General features: G+C 57.9%; 16 protein-coding genes. 9 read left to right on the forward strand and 7 right to left on the reverse strand.

The window, feature by feature from the left end:
* The first annotated feature begins 136 nt into the window (after positions 1-136).
* Positions 137-1,801 carry an energy-dependent translational throttle protein EttA gene (ettA, locus tag AC07UI_RS17030; RefSeq protein WP_494993591.1) on the forward strand — a complete coding sequence of 555 codons (1,665 nt, stop codon included), beginning with the start codon at positions 137-139 and terminating at the stop codon, positions 1,799-1,801.
* Between the two features lie 267 nt (positions 1,802-2,068).
* Here ettA and AC07UI_RS17035 read toward each other — a convergent pair whose 3' ends face one another.
* The 3 genes from AC07UI_RS17035 to AC07UI_RS17045 all read right to left on the reverse strand — a co-directional run bounded on the left by AC07UI_RS17035 (position 2,069) and on the right by AC07UI_RS17045 (position 5,220).
* The gene (locus AC07UI_RS17035; protein WP_494993592.1) at positions 2,069-2,563 is read right to left on the reverse strand and encodes a GreA/GreB family elongation factor; all 495 of its coding nucleotides are present in this window, start codon (positions 2,561-2,563) and stop codon (positions 2,069-2,071) included.
* A 222-nt stretch (positions 2,564-2,785) separates the two neighbouring features.
* Positions 2,786-4,639, reverse strand: a complete 1,854-nt coding sequence (locus AC07UI_RS17040; RefSeq protein ID WP_494993593.1) for an Lnb N-terminal periplasmic domain-containing protein — start codon at positions 4,637-4,639, stop codon at positions 2,786-2,788.
* Positions 4,640-4,731: 92 nt separating this feature from the next.
* Positions 4,732-5,220 (reverse strand): DUF3015 domain-containing protein, encoded by a 489-nt coding sequence (locus AC07UI_RS17045; protein ID WP_494993594.1) that lies wholly within the window; start codon positions 5,218-5,220, stop codon positions 4,732-4,734.
* A 263-nt stretch (positions 5,221-5,483) separates the two neighbouring features.
* Between AC07UI_RS17045 and AC07UI_RS17050 the strand changes: the two genes are divergently transcribed.
* Both AC07UI_RS17050 and AC07UI_RS17055 read left to right on the forward strand, forming a co-directional pair.
* The gene (locus tag AC07UI_RS17050) at positions 5,484-7,934 is read left to right on the forward strand and encodes a Lon protease family protein (protein ID WP_494993595.1); all 2,451 of its coding nucleotides are present in this window, start codon (positions 5,484-5,486) and stop codon (positions 7,932-7,934) included.
* Between the two features lie 206 nt (positions 7,935-8,140).
* Entirely contained in the window at positions 8,141-8,464 is a 324-nt protein-coding gene (locus AC07UI_RS17055; RefSeq protein WP_494993596.1) for a PA4575 family protein, read from the forward strand.
* Positions 8,465-8,487: 23 nt separating this feature from the next.
* Here AC07UI_RS17055 and AC07UI_RS17060 read toward each other — a convergent pair whose 3' ends face one another.
* Positions 8,488-10,320 carry a hypothetical protein gene (locus AC07UI_RS17060; RefSeq protein ID WP_494993597.1) on the reverse strand — a complete coding sequence of 611 codons (1,833 nt, stop codon included), beginning with the start codon at positions 10,318-10,320 and terminating at the stop codon, positions 8,488-8,490.
* 161 nt (positions 10,321-10,481) lie between these two features.
* Here AC07UI_RS17060 and AC07UI_RS17065 point away from each other — a divergent pair, with 161 nt between their 5' ends.
* From AC07UI_RS17065 to bamJ, 3 genes are all read left to right on the forward strand, one after another.
* Complete coding sequence (locus AC07UI_RS17065; protein WP_494993598.1) at positions 10,482-10,970, forward strand: TIGR00645 family protein; 489 nt, start codon at positions 10,482-10,484, stop codon at positions 10,968-10,970.
* Positions 10,971-11,107: 137 nt separating this feature from the next.
* Positions 11,108-11,410 (forward strand): DUF6482 family protein, encoded by a 303-nt coding sequence (locus tag AC07UI_RS17070; RefSeq protein ID WP_494993599.1) that lies wholly within the window; start codon positions 11,108-11,110, stop codon positions 11,408-11,410.
* Positions 11,411-11,541: 131 nt separating this feature from the next.
* Positions 11,542-12,159: a BamJ family beta-barrel-assembly machinery protein gene (gene bamJ / locus AC07UI_RS17075; protein ID WP_494993600.1), complete on the forward strand. Its 618-nt coding sequence runs from the start codon at positions 11,542-11,544 to the stop codon at positions 12,157-12,159.
* Between the two features lie 110 nt (positions 12,160-12,269).
* Here bamJ and AC07UI_RS17080 read toward each other — a convergent pair whose 3' ends face one another.
* The 3 genes from AC07UI_RS17080 to AC07UI_RS17090 form a co-directional block, all read right to left on the reverse strand.
* A complete protein-coding gene (locus tag AC07UI_RS17080; protein ID WP_494993601.1) occupies positions 12,270-12,527 on the reverse strand; it encodes a PA4570 family protein in 258 nt (85 codons plus the stop codon).
* A gap of 198 nt (positions 12,528-12,725) precedes the next feature.
* Positions 12,726-13,067, reverse strand: coding sequence for a zinc ribbon domain-containing protein YjdM (locus AC07UI_RS17085; protein ID WP_494993602.1), 342 nt, complete (start codon positions 13,065-13,067; stop codon positions 12,726-12,728).
* A gap of 136 nt (positions 13,068-13,203) precedes the next feature.
* On the reverse strand, positions 13,204-14,172 hold the full coding sequence (locus tag AC07UI_RS17090; RefSeq protein ID WP_494993603.1) for a polyprenyl synthetase family protein: 969 nt from the start codon (positions 14,170-14,172) through the stop codon (positions 13,204-13,206).
* 241 nt (positions 14,173-14,413) lie between these two features.
* On the opposite strand from AC07UI_RS17090, the gene rplU reads away from it, so the two are divergent.
* From rplU to cgtA, 3 genes are all read left to right on the forward strand, one after another.
* On the forward strand, positions 14,414-14,728 hold the full coding sequence (gene rplU, locus AC07UI_RS17095; RefSeq protein ID WP_003443915.1) for a 50S ribosomal protein L21: 315 nt from the start codon (positions 14,414-14,416) through the stop codon (positions 14,726-14,728).
* A 35-nt stretch (positions 14,729-14,763) separates the two neighbouring features.
* Entirely contained in the window at positions 14,764-15,039 is a 276-nt protein-coding gene (gene rpmA, locus AC07UI_RS17100; RefSeq protein WP_150641122.1) for a 50S ribosomal protein L27, read from the forward strand.
* A gap of 195 nt (positions 15,040-15,234) precedes the next feature.
* The gene (cgtA, locus tag AC07UI_RS17105; protein WP_494993604.1) at positions 15,235-16,458 is read left to right on the forward strand and encodes an Obg family GTPase CgtA; all 1,224 of its coding nucleotides are present in this window, start codon (positions 15,235-15,237) and stop codon (positions 16,456-16,458) included.
* The last annotated feature ends 74 nt before the right edge of the window (positions 16,459-16,532 follow it).

The following is a 16,532-nucleotide window of genomic DNA, read 5'->3' on the forward strand; positions in this document are numbered from 1 at the left end:
GCGGGGGCGTTCCAGCTCCTACACTCAGGCTTTTTCCGCGCGCAGGTATTGATTGCGATCAATTGCTGGCACCGCGCATGGCCTGGCTCGAGCTTCGCTCGCGCTTTATTCATCAGTCACTGACGCTAGGTTCTCCATGGCTCAATACGTCTTCACCATGCATCGGCTGAGCAAAGTTGTTCCGCCGAAGCGGGAAATTCTGAAAAACATTTCTCTGTCGTTTTTCCCCGGCGCCAAGATCGGCGTGCTCGGCCTCAACGGTTCGGGCAAGTCCACCCTGTTGAAAATCATGGCAGGCGTCGACACCGAATTCGACGGCGAAGCGCGGCCAATGCCCGAGCTGAACGTTGGTTACTTGCCGCAAGAACCGCAGCTGGATCCGACCAAGACTGTGCGTGAAGTGGTTGAGGAAGCTGTCAGCGTGATCAAGGACGCTCAGGCGCGTCTGGATCAGGTCTATGCCGAATACGCGGATCCGGATGCCGATTTCGACAAGCTGGCCGCCGAACAAGCCAAGCTCGAAGCCATCCTGCAAGCGGGCGATGGTCATAACCTTGATCGCCAACTGGAAGTCGCCGCCGATGCGCTGCGTCTGCCGGCCTGGGATGCGAAGATCGAATATCTGTCCGGTGGTGAAAAGCGTCGTGTGGCGCTGTGCCGACTGCTGCTGTCCGCTCCGGATATGCTGCTGCTCGACGAACCAACCAACCACCTGGACGCAGATTCTGTGGCCTGGCTGGAGCATTTCCTCCACGACTTCCCAGGCACCGTGGTTGCGATCACGCACGACCGGTACTTCCTGGACAACGTCGCTGGCTGGATTCTAGAGCTCGACCGCGGCGCCGGTATTCCTTACGAGGGCAACTATTCGGGCTGGCTGGAAGCCAAGTCCAATCGTCTGGCCCAGGAATCCAAGCAGCAGTCGGCCCACGAAAAGGCCATGAAAGACGAGCTGGAATGGGTACGCCAGGGCGCCAAGGCCCGTCAGTCGAAATCCAAGGCTCGCCTGCAACGCTTCGAAGAAATGCAATCGCAGGAATTCCAGAAGCGCAGCGAAACCAACGAGATCTACATCCCGGCCGGTCCGCGCCTGGGCGACAAGGTCATCGAATTCAAGAACGTTTCCAAGGGTTACGGCGATCGGGTGCTGATCGACAACCTGTCGTTCTCCATGCCTAAAGGCGCGATCGTCGGCGTGATCGGTGGTAACGGTGCCGGTAAATCGACCCTGTTCCGCATGCTGATGGGCAAGGAAACACCGGACTCCGGCACTATTGAAGTCGGTGAGACCGTGCAACTGGCTTGCGTGGATCAGAGCCGCGAGGACCTGGACGGCAGCAAATCGGTATTCCAGGCGATTTCCGATGGCTCCGATCAGATTCGTATCGGCAGCTACGAAATCCCGTCGCGCACCTACGTTGGCCGTTTCAACTTCAAGGGCGGCGATCAGCAGAAGTTCGTCAAGGACCTGTCTGGTGGTGAGCGTGGTCGCTTGCACCTGGCGCTGACCCTGAAAGAGGGGGCGAACGTCCTGTTGCTCGACGAACCGTCCAACGACCTCGACGTTGAAACCTTGCGCTCCCTGGAAGAAGCCTTGCTCGACTTCCCGGGCGCTGCCATTGTGATCTCTCACGATCGGTGGTTCCTTGACCGCGTGGCCACTCACATCCTGGCGTACGAAGACGACTCGCAAGCGGTGTTCTTCGAAGGTAACTACACCGAGTACGAAGCCGATCGTAAAAAGCGCCTCGGCGAAGCGGCCGCCCAGCCACACCGGGTACGCCACAAGAAACTGGCCTGATAAGGTCGGTGGACAAAGAACGGAGCCTTCGGGCTCCGTTTTTTTCGAGCTGAGCACATCAACCTGTGGCAGGCCCGCTTGCCACAGAGAAAACTTCATCCAGGCGTCTAGTGGCCTGTGTGGTTGGTTCTGTTAGTCAACTTCGGCGCCACAAGCCCCTATCCTGCGTTGCTGTTCCTCGCCATAGCGGGCTATGACTCGTCACAGCGCCTTGGCCAGGGACTTCCGGCATCCGAATTTGAACTAACGAACTAACCGTACAGGCCACTAGTCCGGTTCGATGCGGATGATCTCAATCAACTGATCGCCGGCCGGTCGCTTCCACTGCACTTCATCACCGGGCCTGGCGCCAAGCAGCGCACGACCCAGCGGTGAGCCCCAATTGATCAGGCCATGGGCGGCATCGGCCTGGTCTTCGCCGACCAATTGCACGCGTTGTTCCACGTTGTGTTCGTCGGCAAAGGTCACCCAACTGCCAATCTGCACTTTCTCGGTTGAAATTGCCGGTGCGACCACCTGAGCGCTTTGCAGGCGTTGATTGAAGTAACGCAGGTCGCGTTCTATATCGGCCTGGCGTTGCTTGTCAGCTCCCTCACCTAGCATCGATTGCTCATTGCGCTGCGCCTGCAGTGCTGCGACTTTGGCCTGGAGCTGAGCCAGGCCTGCGGGGGTGACGTAATTGGGCTGCGCGCTGACCTGCCGTTCTACCGGTTGGTCGGCTTGCGCGGCGGCACGATCTTCATTGACGAAGGCGCGGCTCATGGCATTTCTCCCTTGATGGAGTTTGGGCCATGATCGCAGTCTTTTAGTTTCGTCGATTGTCCGAAAGCGACCTGCTGCAAGCGGTGCCGTTATAAAACCGTTGAAACCTCTATCTCCTGTAGGAGCACAGCTTGCTGGCGATGCGAACACCTGGATGTAGCTGAATGACCGCGGCGATACCATCGCGAGCAAGCTCAGCTCCTACAGGGGGCATGGGATGGGTCAGTAGTGATACCACTTCACTTCAAGCATCACCTCGTTCTCGGGGGATGCCAAGTGGCTGAACTCGCGCTTCGCGCTGAGCCGCAAGCCGAGGTTGCGCGACAGCTCCCACTGTTGATTCAGGCTCAGGCTGCGGCGCACTTCGTCATTGGTGAAGTAATCGCCTTTGGCTTCCAGGCTGAGATTACCCAGCGGGTTTCGCCAGAGCAGGCCGGTGTTGAAACCGGCTGCCGGGGCGATGAAGCCGGCGAAGTCGGTGTTGTGCTCAATGCGCACGGTGCCGAGGGCAAATCCGAGCATCTTGTCGCTGAGCCGCCAGGTGCCGCCGGCGCCACCATTGACGTGGCTGACCAGTGTTTCATCGTCATGCTTGCCCGGCACGCGCTCCAGACCGCCCATGACTTGCCAGGACAAGGGTTGCAGCAACTCGTTACGCGGGGTCAGCGAGCGGATGGTCGCCAGGTCCAGTTGCTGCAACTGCCATTTATTGCCTTCGTACTGGCGCAGCTTCATCTGGAGGATTTCGATCTGTGCACCAAGGGGGAAGCTTTCGGCATTGTCGTTGAGGTCGTGATAGGCCATGCGCAGGCCATATTCGCCAAAGGCTTTGTCGCCCCGGGTGCCTATACCGGCTTGCCAGGTGCGCGATTGGTGACCGTTCTCGGGTAGGCCAGGGCGTTCGATCGAAAGCTGCGGCGCGGGATTCTGACTGATCGCCCGCAATAGCTCGAAACTGCGTTGCGAGCGCTGTGGATCGCGCTCCAGGCCGTTGGCGCGGTAGCGTTCAAGACGGTAGGCGGCGTCGATGATCAGAGCCTGCCGGGCCCGCGGCTGAGCCTTGAAAACCGGATCCTGCAAATACTGCTGGTCGGCACTGACTTTCAGCACCCAAGCCTGTTCTTCGCCGGTCAATGGTTCAGCACGGCTCAGGAGCTCGCGTTCGCGGGACGGTCGAAAGTCGATCTTCTCCACCAGTGCGGCTTCCTTCACGGCTTTCACGGTGTCGGTGGGGATGGCGGTCAGCGGGAATTGTTCGGTCAGCTTCAGGCTCGGTCGCGCCACTTGCAGCAGTTCCAGCAAGCGGTAGGAGCAGTTTTCGTCGAAGAAGAAGTAGTCGAACCGGATCTGCTTGAGTTCCCAGATATGCTCGACCATGCGCTCGGTTTCTTCCTGGGTCAGGTTCAGCTGGTATTCCCACAGGTCGCGGTTTTCCAGGCTGCGGTATTCCGAGAGTTTTTCCTGGTAGGGCACCAGTGCGAACAGGCCGGGATAGCCGCCCATCAGGCCTTTCCAGGCGTAAAGGATGCTGTTGTCCGAGCCTTCGATATAGGCGCCGAAGTTGATCGCGTAGCTGAGCAGGGCAGTGTGATCGCGTTGTACGTCGGCCTGGTCGATTCGCAGTAAGGTGTGACCGAACATCGACGAGGGGCTGTTCAAATAAGCCGCCGGGAAAATCATCACCGCGCTGTGTGGCGCGACGTCCTTGAACCACTGCTTGAATTCGGAGCAGTCCACGGCCGGTAAATCAGTCAGGTTCAGCTGCGCTTTCAACCATCGGGTTCGCGCCGGGTAAACGCATTGCGCGTGTTTTTCGCCGGCGCTGGCCGGGGCGTACAACGCTTGCAGGGTCGCGTTCAGCTCGGCGTCGGGATGATGGGCGCCATCGGTGGCGAGGAAAAACTTCGGATCGCTGACATAGCTGCGCCAGCCGCCGAGCTTGGCGGTTTCATAGTGACCCAGGGCAATCCAGAAGGGGGTCTTGGCCAATTGCTGCAAACGTTGATTGTCGATATGAGGCGCGGCGGACAGCGGGACGCAGACACAGAGCGCCAAGCAGGCAAGGCGTTTGAGCATGGTGGGCAACTTAGTATTCGATAAGAAAGACCCAAGGCGGGACAGGTCCAAAAAACAAATCCCGCCCCCTCAAAGGAGCGGGAGGGTCGAGCTTATGCCGGGGTAGCATATTTGGCCAGACGAGCATCGCCTTTCAGTACGGCCAGGGTATTGGTGTGCACATCCTCGGCGGTCACATCGGCTTTGTTGAAGATTTGCTGGAAGTGCTCATGGGTGACAGCAGCGAAATGCGCGCGGTCTTCAGGCGCCACACCGAGCACCACCGCGTAGGTCGTCAGCGCTTCGCCCTGACCCTTGGCCATGTCTTCGGACAGCTCGTTCATCATGCCATTCATGGCAATCCAGGACTTGCCACCGTAGGTCAGCTCAGCGTTGGTCGCGCAGCCGTTGGTGCCGGAAGTCATTCCGAAAGTTGCGTTGCCAGAAGTGCCGTTGGTGGTAGATGCCAGGAAGTGGGCCGGGGTGCCACGCTGACCTTTGAACAGCATATTGCCCCAGCCGCAGTCCGGACCGCCTGGCGCCTGGGCCATTGCATTGAGAGATACAACGGTGAAGAGAGTACCGAGAAGAATCCGTTTCATAGCTTTGTTCTCTTTTGGACAAGGGGGTCTGGCCCGTGCCGGTGCCAGTTGGGCCGGTTATTAGTCCAGCCGCGCAGTCTGGAGTTTAGGCACGAACCAGGGGTTCCGTGATTTTTTGCAAAACATTCCTCAAAAGAGCCATTTACCACGGCCCGCCTTGGGTTTGTTACTTGTCTATGCTTTCGTCTACAGCGTGCCTTGCCAGCCGGGTACACCCGGCGCCAGAATGCCGTTATCTGCCCCGCCTGATGTAAGGAAGCCCGATGCCTGATCCTGTTGCTGCCAGCTTGCGTCTAGCGCCCGAAGCGCTGACACGTCCGTTTTCCGCTGAACAGTTCAGCTTCTCTACAACCAATGATCTGGAGCCTTTTCGCGGTGTGCTAGGCCAGGAGCGTGCGGTCGAAGCGTTGCAGTTCGGCGTGGCCATGCCGCGCCCCGGTTACAACGTGTTTGTCATGGGAGAGCCCGGCACTGGCCGGTTTTCATTCGTCAAACGCTACCTCAAAGCCGAAGGCAAACGTCTGCAAACCCCGGCGGACTGGGTCTACGTCAACAATTTCGATGAGCCGCGCGAGCCACGTGCGCTGGAGCTGCCCTCGGGCGCGGCCGGTGCTTTCATTACCGATATCAATGGTCTGATCGATAACCTGCTGGCGACCTTCCCGGCAGTGTTCGAGCACCCTTCCTACCAGCAAAAGAAAAGCGCCATCGACCGCGCGTTCAACCAGCGCTACGACCGCGCACTGGATGTGATCGAGCGCCTGGCCCTGGAAAAGGAAGTCGCCCTTTATCGCGACAGCACCAACATCGCCTTCACCCCGATGAGCGAAGGCAAGGCGCTGGACGAGGCCGAGTTCGCGCAACTGCCGGAAGCCGAGCGCGAGCGTTTCCACACCGATATCGCCATACTGGAAGAACGCCTCAACGAAGAGCTGGCGAGTCTGCCGCAATGGAAGCGTGAATCCAGCAACCAGATGCGCCACCTCAACGAAGAAACCATCACCCTGGCCTTGCAGCCGCTGTTGGCGCCTCTTTCGGAAAAATACGCGGAAAACGCCGCGGTGTGCGGTTATCTGCAAGCCATGCAGGTTTACCTGCTGAAAACCGTGGTCGAGCAATTGGTCGACGACAGCAAGACCGATGCGGTGGCCCGCAAGCTTCTGGAAGAACAGTACGGCCCCAGCCTTGTTGTCGGGCACCACGCCAGCGGCGGTGCGCCAGTGGTATTCGAGCCGCACCCGACCTACGACAACCTGTTTGGCCGTATCGAATACGGCACCGATCAGGGCGCGCTCTACACCACCTATCGACAATTGCGCCCGGGGGCTTTGCATCGGGCCAACGGTGGTTTCCTGATCCTCGAAGCCGAGAAAATGCTCAGCGAGCCGTTCGTTTGGGATGCGCTGAAGCGCGCGTTGCAGTCGCGCAAACTGAAAATGGAATCACCGCTGGGCGAGCTGGGGCGGCTGGCAACGGTAACGCTGGCACCTCAGGTTATTCCGTTACAGGTCAAGGTCGTCATCATTGGTGCGAGGCAGCTTTACTACGCGCTGCAAGACCTGGATTCGGATTTCCAGGAAATGTTCCGGGTGCTGGTGGACTTCGACGAAGACATCCCGATGGTCGATGAAAGCCTCGAGCAGTTCGCTCAGTTGCTGAAAACCCGTACCTCGGAAGAAGGCATGGCGCCGCTGACCGCTGATGCCGTGGCGCGCCTGGCGACCTACAGCGCACGCCTGGCCGAGCATCAGGGGCGGTTGTCAGCACGTATCGGTGATCTGTTCCAGCTGGTCAGCGAAGCGGATTTCATCCGTCATCTGGCCGGCGACAAGATGACCGATGCCGGGCACATCGAACGTGCCTTGAAAGCCAAGGCGACCCGCACTGGACGCGTTTCTGCGCGGATTCTCGACGACATGCTGGCGGGGATCATCCTGATCGACACCGCGGGCGCGGCGGTGGGCAAGTGCAACGGTCTGACGGTGCTCGAAGTCGGTGACTCGGCGTTCGGTATACCGGCGCGGATTTCCGCCACGGTCTACCCGGGCGGCAGCGGTATTGTCGACATCGAGCGTGAGGTCAACCTTGGGCAGCCGATCCACTCCAAGGGCGTGATGATCCTTACCGGGTATCTGGGTAGCCGCTACGCCCAGGAGTTCCCGTTGGCGATCTCCGCGAGTATCGCCCTGGAGCAATCCTACGGCTATGTCGACGGTGACAGCGCCTCTTTGGGCGAAGCCTGCACCTTGATTTCGGCGCTGTCGAAAACGCCGCTCAAGCAGTGCTTTGCAATCACCGGGTCGATCAACCAGTTCGGCGAGGTTCAAGCGGTCGGAGGGGTCAACGAGAAGATCGAAGGTTTCTTCCGTCTCTGCGAAGCCCGCGGTTTGACGGGTGAGCAGGGCGCGATCATCCCGCAGGCCAACGTCGCGACCTTGATGCTCGATGAGCGCGTGCTTTCGGCGGTGCGGGCCGGGCAGTTCCACGTCTACGCGGTGCGCCAGGCTGATGAAGCACTGAGTCTGCTGGTCGGTGAACCTGCCGGCGAGCCGGATGCAGAGGGGCAATTCCCCGAGGGTAGCGTCAACGCGCGGGTGGTTGAGCGTCTGCGAGTGATCGCCGAAATGGTCAGCGATGAAGACCTCAAAGAAGCAGAAAAAGAAGCGGAAAAAGAGGCAATTCAAGAGGCGCTGGCAGCGGCCAAACCTCTCTGAGGCTGACCTGTGGCGAGGGGGAGAGCCTCTTCGCCACAAAACTGACGTCAATGTTCGAAAAATGACCATTTGGTGCCGCTGGTCTTCGCAGACCATGCAGTCCAGACTTTTCCTCTATTCTCAGGGCAAGGATATCGACAGTAATCACTGGATCGAGACAGCCTTCCTGTGGAGGCTGAATACCGGATCTACCGAGGGTCGCCGCTATGTCGCGCAACCTCAGCCTTACCCGCCAATGCCTTGGCCTGGTTACCCGTATCGAATGCAGCATTCGCCCGCTTGCAGGGGATACAGGTATGTGGACCTTACTCTTCGCCGCCGGAATGGCCGGAGAACAACCTTCCGCCATCAAGGCTCAAGGCCCGTTTCATGGGCCTTTTGTGGCCGAATCGATCCTTGAAACCATCGTTGAAAGCCTGACGTTACACGGCTACGAACTGGCCGATGATCCGCAAATCTGGTGCCTGCACCTACAGGCGCAGTTGCGGGAAATCAACGGCGGGCGCTGTCGCCCCTCGGGCGACTTTTGAATGCATCCTGGACACTGAAACGCTTACTCGACAGGGTTTTCTGTTTCCGCTTTGTCGAGTTTGACCTCGAAGCCATATTCGACAGTGTTCAGTTCGGTGCGCTGGTAGGTCTCCAGATGGGTCGGCTGGCCGTAGAAGTAATGCACATCCGATAACGCCGGCCCGTCGGCGGTCGCGCTATGACTGACCGCAAGAATTTCCTTCAAGTAATTACCGCTGTCGTCCTTGGCGTAAAAGCGCCAGTCCTGCGACGGGAACAACTTCTGGTCGACAATCAAGGCATTGCCCTTGAGCTCGAGACCTTTAGGCAGCTGGCCTGCTGCGAGGGTGTTTTTTTTGATGCTGGCGAGAAAAAATGGCACAGAACCGATGGCGTAGGTCGGTGTTTCCGGAAACAGATTCAGGTCGTAGGTGATCGTGGCGCGTAGCGGATCGACCTGGAAGGCTTCAGGTGGCAGCTCTATGGGGCCGGCGCGTTTGCCGTTCTCGTCTTGAGTGAAGAAGGTCACGGGTGTGTCGCCGGCACTGAAAGAGGAGCCCAGTAGCTCATCATTGAAGGTTTTCGGATGATCGAATTCGATGCGCGCAGCACTGGGGTCTTCGACGGATTGGCTGATGGTGATGCTTTTCTTCAGTTTGTCCTCGTCGAGGGTCGCGTCCTTCAGCCAGGTCGCTGCCTGGTCGTCATACACCACCACGGGCAGTGAGAGGCTCTGGATGGTTCTCTCGGTGGTGTTCCTGTCGAACCGACGCACCGGTAACTGCAGATCCTTGCGTGTGACCGTGGCGCCCGAGAAGTCGAGCACGCTGACTTCCAGGTTCTCGATCGCGCCGTTGAAGTAGACCTTGGTGTAATGGCTGGTCTGCTGGTATTCGAATGTGCGCTGTTCATCCTCAAGCTGTTTCTGGAAGGTCTCGCTCCAGGCCTTCTGCTTCTGCATTTCGGCCAATTGTTTTTCATAGAACGCGACTTGTCTGGCGTTCTCGTTGATCGAGCCCGAGCGCGCGAGGAATTGCCCGGTCGTGTCTTTGGCCTGAACAATCAGCGGGTTGAGCGGAGTTGCACTGACCTCAGGTGCCAGCGATGCGCTGTTACTCAGTTCGATTTCCGCGTAGTTCTTTCCCAGGGTCAACAGCGTGACGGTGATGTTTTCATCGGTGCGCTTTTTACCCACGTCCTTTTTTGTCAGGTCAAAGGTGAATACCTTGCGCGGCGCGATGACTTCCACCTTGCCCTGTAGTGTCACCGGTTGAGGCTGATTTTTGTTTTCGACTTCCAGGCCCTCGATGTAGGGGTAGGTTACCGTCAGATCATCGGGGTTGGTCAGGTTGGAGCTCGAAGGACTGAACTGAATGCCGGGATCGGTTTCCGACCATTCGGGCTGGAAGGGAACGACTTTTTTGTTGCTTAACGTTACCGACTGCCATTCCAGACCGTGAGGAAACGGGAACTCTGCTGCCATGCTGAAGTTGAACGGGAACACCGGCTGCAGGTCGGTCAGGTAGTCGGAGTCGGACGATTTACGCAGTACGAACAGACCGTTGATGTAGGTGTCGACGAAGGCTTGCGGGCTTGGATAGTGTTTGAGCAAGGCCATGGCATCTTCACCGTACTCGGTTTCGATCGGCTTGCTCTTGAGTTTGAGTTGGGCGCGCTCAAGCAACAGTAAAGAGCCGCCGAGATTGGCCACGGCGTCCTTGAGTTTCGGATCCTCGATAGCATCCAGAGACTTCTCGAACTGCGCGGTCTTGTCTTCGAGACTGGTCTGCGACTTCCCATCGCTGGGTGAGCAGCCGCCGCAGATCAGCAGTGCGATGCACAGGCCAACACTCGCTAAAGGGAATCGCAAATCCATTGTTCAGTCTTCCTGTCCGACGTCAGTGAGCTGCGTGAATGTCTTCGACACTAGCAGAAAAACACCTTGGCAGACGCGCAGGTCATGGATTTCTCTGCGGTTTATGGGTTTTTGACCGGCTGATATACTTGCCGCCATTTTCAGACCTGATGTGAGATTTAATGGAACGCTTTATCGAGAATACAATGTACGCCTCGCGCTGGTTGCTGGCGCCTATCTACTTCGGTCTGTCCCTTGGCTTGCTGGCCCTGGCCCTGAAATTCTTCCAGGAAGTCTCGCACGTTATCCCCGACGTGTTCTCAATGGCCGAGTCGGATCTGATTCTGGTGTTGTTGTCGTTAATCGACATGGCGCTGGTCGGTGGCTTGCTGGTGATGGTGATGATTTCCGGTTACGAAAACTTCGTCTCCCAGCTCGACATCGATGAAGAAAAGGAAAAGCTCAACTGGCTTGGCACGATGGACTCCTCTTCATTGAAAATGAAGGTGGCTGCCTCGATCGTGGCGATTTCCTCGATTCACCTGCTGCGCATATTCATGGATGCGAAGAATGTCGATCCTGAGCATCTGAAGTGGTACGTGATCATTCACATGACCTTCGTGATCTCAGCCTTCGCCATGGGTTACCTGGACAAGTTGACCAAGCACTGATTGCTCTGAGCGAAGTTGTGAGCCGCCCGGCCGTTGCGAAACGGACGGGCGGTGGCGTTTCTGGCTTGTGCTTTTGTGCGGCGAGGCATATGCCTGTAACTGTCCTGGGCCAAGTTTAAGTTGCGCGAGGTGCGGTCATGAACCTGCAAGAGTTGAATGCTTATGCGATCGCCGGGAAGGTTGACGAGCTGAACCTGATCTCGCTCGAAGGCGGGATTTATTTGATAGAAGCGCGCATACATGGCGCGGCCTATCCGTTGAGCGACACTCATGGCCAGATGCTTCATCTGCGTTCGGTGGAGCACGCGCGCGAAGTCCTCCATGCCTTTCCGAAGCTGCCGTTCAATCTGATTCACACCTCGGTTCACGATGAAATGTGTGGGATGTCGGGCAGCACCGAGGAAAGCTTGCGGGTGCCGATCGCTATCCATTCTGCCTGACGGCTCGGACGCGCGTTCATCACGGGGCCGACTTGTGTGCTAGTCTGCTCGCCCTTTTGGTTCCGGGCGCCCCGGAATGCGCTGTGCACGCACGGCAATTTCCAGAGCCGTCCGCACAGCGGAGCAGCGTTATGTCCGAAGTAAATCTGTCCACCGACGAAACCCGCGTCAGCTACGGTATTGGCCGTCAGCTGGGCGACCAACTGCGTGACAACCCGCCACCGGGCGTTAGCCTGGACGCGATCCTGGCAGGTCTGACCGACGCCTTCGCCGGCAAGGACAGCCGTGTTGGCCAGGAAGAAATGTCCGCCAGCTTCAAGGTTATCCGTGAAATCATGCAAGCCGAAGCGGCAGCCAAGGCTGAAGCGGCTGCTGGTGCTGGTCTGGAATTCCTGGCTGAAAACGCCAAGCGTGACGGCATCACCACTCTGGCTTCCGGCCTGCAATTCGAAGTACTGACTGCCGGTGCTGGCGCCAAGCCATCCCGTGAAGACAGCGTGCGTACTCACTACCACGGCACTCTGATCGACGGCACTGTGTTTGACAGCTCCTACGATCGTGGTCAGCCTGCAGAATTCCCGGTCGGCGGCGTGATCGCTGGCTGGACCGAAGCCCTGCAACTGATGAACGCCGGTAGCAAATGGCGTCTGTACGTGCCGAGCGAGCTGGCTTACGGCGCGCAAGGCGTTGGTAGCATTCCGCCGCACAGCGTACTGGTATTCGACGTCGAGCTGCTCGACGTACTGTAAGACCTGAAAGTAGGAGCCGAGCTTGCTTTCGATGGCATCGATACGGTTTCATGGTTAAACCGGGTTATGCGCATCGCGAGCAAGCTCGGCTCCTACAGGTTTTGCGTCAGTCATATCTGGAACTTTGTGTTCAGATCATTCACAGGGCGCAGTGCCCGCGCGTAGCAGAACAGAAACAGGTTGCGCACCAACTCCTTGAGCACCACGGGTTCGCTGGAACTCAGGCCGTTGACGTCCAGGTCGCCTTGATCCTGCAGCTCATTCAATGCTTCTTCTTCCAATACCGCACAGACTTCCCCGGTTTCCCGATGCAGGATCCTGAGGTAAGGGTGTGGGCGGTCCAGCCAGGCATCGATCAAGTAAGTCATGGTTCTCATCTCCTTTAATGGAATCTGATGAGAATAGTTCTTATTCAATTAATGGCAAGCACCTATTGGCGGTTTCTGTTTTTTTCTGTGCGGCATTGTTGCAGTCAAAAGGACTGGCCTTTTGCTATTGATGCGGGGGTGTTTGCAGGGGAGGGGGAAGCGCCATCCCGCACAAGGCGCGGGATGGAAGCCGCAGGCTCAGACCTTTCTGACGAACTCGGACTTGAGCTTCATCGGGCCGATGCCGTCGATCTTGCAGTCGATGTCGTGGTCGCCATCGCACAGGCGGATGTTCTTGACCTTGGTGCCGACCTTGACCACCAGTGAAGTGCCTTTGACCTTGAGGTCCTTGATCACGGTGATGGTGTCGCCATCTTGCAGGACATTGCCGACCGAGTCCTTTTTAACGGATTCGTCGGACGTAGCCTCGGCTTCGCCGCTAGCGGACCACTCGTGGGCACATTCCGGGCAGATCAGATGGGCGCCGTCTTCATAGGTGTATTCGGAATTGCATTTCGGGCAGGGTGGCAACGTGCTCACTAAGGCTCCTTGGATTCAGGATGGCTAAAAAGCGCACATTATATAGGGTTTTGGTGGGGAGGGTGGAGGGCGGTGTTACGCGCTGCTGTAGCAGCGGCTGCGTCGGGTCGCGAAGCGACCCTTGGCGGTCTTGGTCTTAGTGCGTGCGGGCGACTGCGAACTCGCTCAGTTCGACCAGTGCATCACGGTATTCGCTGGCTGGCAGCGCTTCGAGGCAAGTGATGGCGCGCGCCACGTAATCGCGGGCCAGTTGTGCGGTGTAGTCCAGAGAACCGGAGGCTTCCACGGCAGCGCGGATGCTTTCGAGGTCCTCGATACCACCTTTCTGGATCGCCTGGCGTACCAGTGCAGCTTGCTCGGCAGTGCCTTCGCGCATGGTGTAGATCAGCGGCAGGGTTGGTTTGCCTTCGGCCAGATCGTCACCGACGTTCTTGCCCAGGGTTTCGGCATCGCCGCGGTAATCCAGCAGGTCATCAACCAGTTGGAAGGCCACGCCAAGGTGATCGCCAAAGGTGCGCAGCGCTTCAGCCTGTTCAGGCGTGGCGTCGGCCAGGACTGCGGCACTGTGGGTCGAGGCCTCGAAGAGCATTGCGGTCTTGCCGCGGATGACTTCCATGTAGGTTTCTTCGGTGGTGCTGGCGTCACGAACCTTCGACAACTGCAACACTTCGCCTTCAGCGATGATTCGCGTGGCTTGCGAAAGGATCTTCATCACTGGCATCGAGCCCAGTTCGACCATCATCTCGAAGGAGCGCGAGTACAGGAAGTCGCCAACCAGCACGCTCGGGGCATTGCCCCACATGGCATTGGCGGTCGAGCGGCCACGGCGCATGCCTGACATGTCGACCACGTCGTCGTGAAGCAGGGTGGCGGTGTGCAGGAACTCGATGGTCGCGGCGAGCAGGCGCATGTCATCGCCTTCGCGACCCAGGGCCTTGCCACACAGCAACACCAATAAAGGGCGCAGGCGTTTACCGCCGGCCGAGGTAATGTAATCGCCGATTTTTGATACCAGCGGCACTCGGGAAGTCAGCTGCTTCTTGATGATGCCGTCGACGGCGCTAAAATCGTCCGCCACCGCGCGGTAGAAAGCTTGGGGTTGCATCAGCGACAGGTGCTCCAGAAGGGTTGCGCGGCATGCTAGGACTCAGGTCCGCAGGTGTCAAGGCGCTATACTCAGCCACTTGCATCGCCTTCCCCGCTTGCGTACAATCGCGCACCCTGAACTTCCTGGGCAGCACCTGCCTTACGCAATTGCATCTGGGCCGTTCCAGCCTCATGCAGCCATGCCAGCCAATACCTCTTCTTATAAAGAGCTGGGTGAGCAGGATTATCGGAGAAATACCATGTCTTATGCAGTAATCGTTACTGGTGGCAAGCAATACAAGGTCGCCCCGGGTGAATACCTGAAGATCGAAAAACTGGAAATCGCTACCGGCGAATCCGTTACTTTTGATCGCGTTCTGTTGGTTGCCAATGGCGACGACGTGAATATCGGTGCTCCAGTTGTTCCTGGCGCTACCGTTGTGGCTGAAGTGATCTCCCAAGGTCGTCACGATAAAATCCGCATCATCAAGTTCCGTCGCCGTAAGCACCACATGAAGCGTATGGGCCACCGCCAGTGGTACACCGAGATCAAAATCACCGGTATTCAGGCTTAATTTCAGCCTAATTCCTCACTAGGAGAATTGAACTCATGGCACACAAAAAAGCTGGTGGTAGTACCCGTAACGGTCGCGACTCAGAAGCCAAACGCCTTGGCGTGAAGATGTATGGCGGCCAGGTTATCATTCCGGGCAACATCATCGTGCGTCAGCGCGGCACCCAATTCCACGCCGGTTACGGTGTTGGCATGGGTAAGGATCACACTCTCTTCGCTAAAATCGAAGGCGTGATCAAGTTCCAGGTTAAGGGCGCCTTCGGTCGCCGTTACGTGAGCATCGTCCCGAAGACTGAAGTCGTCGCGGCGTAATTGCGTAGTTGCTGGAAAAGCCCTGTCTTGCGACGGGGCTTTTTCGTTTGTGGGGTGAGTCTCTTGCAAAACTGTTTGTATGGGCTGCTGGCGCTGGATTGTGCGGTCGTTGATTGAGGTCGCTGCGCTCATTTTTGCAAGAGTCTTATGTCTTAGTGTTTTTCGGCTCGTCCGTATGGCGAGAGGCGTTTTGTTATGAAGTTTGTTGATGAAGTTTCGATTCGAGTAAAAGCTGGCGACGGCGGCAATGGTTGCATGAGTTTCCGTCGGGAAAAATTCATCGAAAACGGTGGTCCGAACGGTGGTGATGGTGGTGATGGTGGCTCGGTCTTCATGATCGCCGACGAAAACCTCAACACCCTGGTGGACTATCGTTACACCCGGCACTTCGATGCCGAGCGTGGCGCCAACGGCGGCAGCACTGACTGCACCGGTAAAAAAGGTGAAGAGCTGGTGCTTCGGGTTCCGGTCGGTACCACTGTCATCGACTCTGCTACGCAAGAAGTCATTGGCGACCTGACCAAGGCCGGCCAGCGTCTGCTCGTGGCTCATGGCGGCTGGCACGGTCTGGGCAACACCCGTTTCAAATCCAGTACCAACCGCGCGCCGCGCCAGACTACGCCGGGCAAGCCGGGCGAGCAGCGTGATCTCAAGCTGGAAATGAAGGTGTTGGCTGACGTCGGCCTGCTGGGTTTGCCGAACGCCGGCAAAAGTACCTTTATCCGTTCGGTCTCGGCGGCCAAGCCGAAAGTTGCCGATTATCCGTTTACCACGCTGGTGCCAAACCTGGGTGTGGTCAGCGTCGATCGCTGGAAGAGCTTCGTCATTGCGGACATTCCGGGGCTGATCGAAGGGGCTTCCGACGGTGCGGGCCTGGGGATTCGCTTCCTCAAGCACTTGTCGCGTACCCGTCTGTTGTTGCACCTCGTCGACATGGCGCCGCTGGATGAAACCAGTGCTCCAGACGCTGCTGAAGTCATCGTTAGCGAGTTGACCAAGTTCAGCCCGTCCCTGGCTGAGCGTGATCGCTGGTTGGTGCTGAACAAGTGCGACCAGATTCTTGAGGAAGAGCATGAGGCTCGGGTCAAGGAGATCGTTGATCGTCTGGAGTGGACTGGTCCGGTCTATGTGATCTCGGCCATCGCTAAAGAAGGTACCGAGCGCCTGACGCGCGACATCATGCGTTATCTGGAGGATCGTGCCGATCGTCTGGCTAACGACCCGGTCTACAGGGAAGAGCTGGCCGAGCTTGATCAGAGCATCGAAGATGAAGCCCGTGCCCAGTTGCAGGCCCTGGATGACCAGCGCGCCCTGCGTCGCAGCGGTGTGAAGTCGGTCCACGACATCGGCGATGATGACTGGGATGAAGAAGATGTGGATGATGAAGATGGTCCGGAAATCATTTACGTTCGTGACTGATTCATTTGTGGCAGCCTCGCCCTTGCAGGAGTGAGGCTTGTCGGCAATGACGGTTTATCTGGTGGGGTGCGGTG

The organism is Pseudomonas sp. GW821-FHT04C07 (genome assembly GCF_059420325.1).

Excerpts from the sequence above, each read along its gene's own strand:
- ettA (WP_494993591.1), top strand. The coding sequence starts at position 137 with ATGGCTCAATACGTCTTCACCATGCATCGGCTGAGCAAAGTTGTTCCG.
- AC07UI_RS17035 (WP_494993592.1), bottom strand. The coding sequence starts at position 2,563 with ATGAGCCGCGCCTTCGTCAATGAAGATCGTGCCGCCGCGCAAGCCGAC.
- AC07UI_RS17040 (WP_494993593.1), bottom strand. The coding sequence starts at position 4,639 with ATGCTCAAACGCCTTGCCTGCTTGGCGCTCTGTGTCTGCGTCCCGCTG.
- AC07UI_RS17045 (WP_494993594.1), bottom strand. The coding sequence starts at position 5,220 with ATGAAACGGATTCTTCTCGGTACTCTCTTCACCGTTGTATCTCTCAAT.
- AC07UI_RS17050 (WP_494993595.1), top strand. The coding sequence starts at position 5,484 with ATGCCTGATCCTGTTGCTGCCAGCTTGCGTCTAGCGCCCGAAGCGCTG.
- AC07UI_RS17055 (WP_494993596.1), top strand. The coding sequence starts at position 8,141 with ATGTCGCGCAACCTCAGCCTTACCCGCCAATGCCTTGGCCTGGTTACC.
- AC07UI_RS17060 (WP_494993597.1), bottom strand. The coding sequence starts at position 10,320 with ATGGATTTGCGATTCCCTTTAGCGAGTGTTGGCCTGTGCATCGCACTG.
- AC07UI_RS17065 (WP_494993598.1), top strand. The coding sequence starts at position 10,482 with ATGGAACGCTTTATCGAGAATACAATGTACGCCTCGCGCTGGTTGCTG.
- AC07UI_RS17070 (WP_494993599.1), top strand. The coding sequence starts at position 11,108 with ATGAACCTGCAAGAGTTGAATGCTTATGCGATCGCCGGGAAGGTTGAC.
- bamJ (WP_494993600.1), top strand. The coding sequence starts at position 11,542 with ATGTCCGAAGTAAATCTGTCCACCGACGAAACCCGCGTCAGCTACGGT.
- AC07UI_RS17080 (WP_494993601.1), bottom strand. The coding sequence starts at position 12,527 with ATGACTTACTTGATCGATGCCTGGCTGGACCGCCCACACCCTTACCTC.
- AC07UI_RS17090 (WP_494993603.1), bottom strand. The coding sequence starts at position 14,172 with ATGCAACCCCAAGCTTTCTACCGCGCGGTGGCGGACGATTTTAGCGCC.
- rplU (WP_003443915.1), top strand. The coding sequence starts at position 14,414 with ATGTCTTATGCAGTAATCGTTACTGGTGGCAAGCAATACAAGGTCGCC.
- rpmA (WP_150641122.1), top strand. The coding sequence starts at position 14,764 with ATGGCACACAAAAAAGCTGGTGGTAGTACCCGTAACGGTCGCGACTCA.
- cgtA (WP_494993604.1), top strand. The coding sequence starts at position 15,235 with ATGAAGTTTGTTGATGAAGTTTCGATTCGAGTAAAAGCTGGCGACGGC.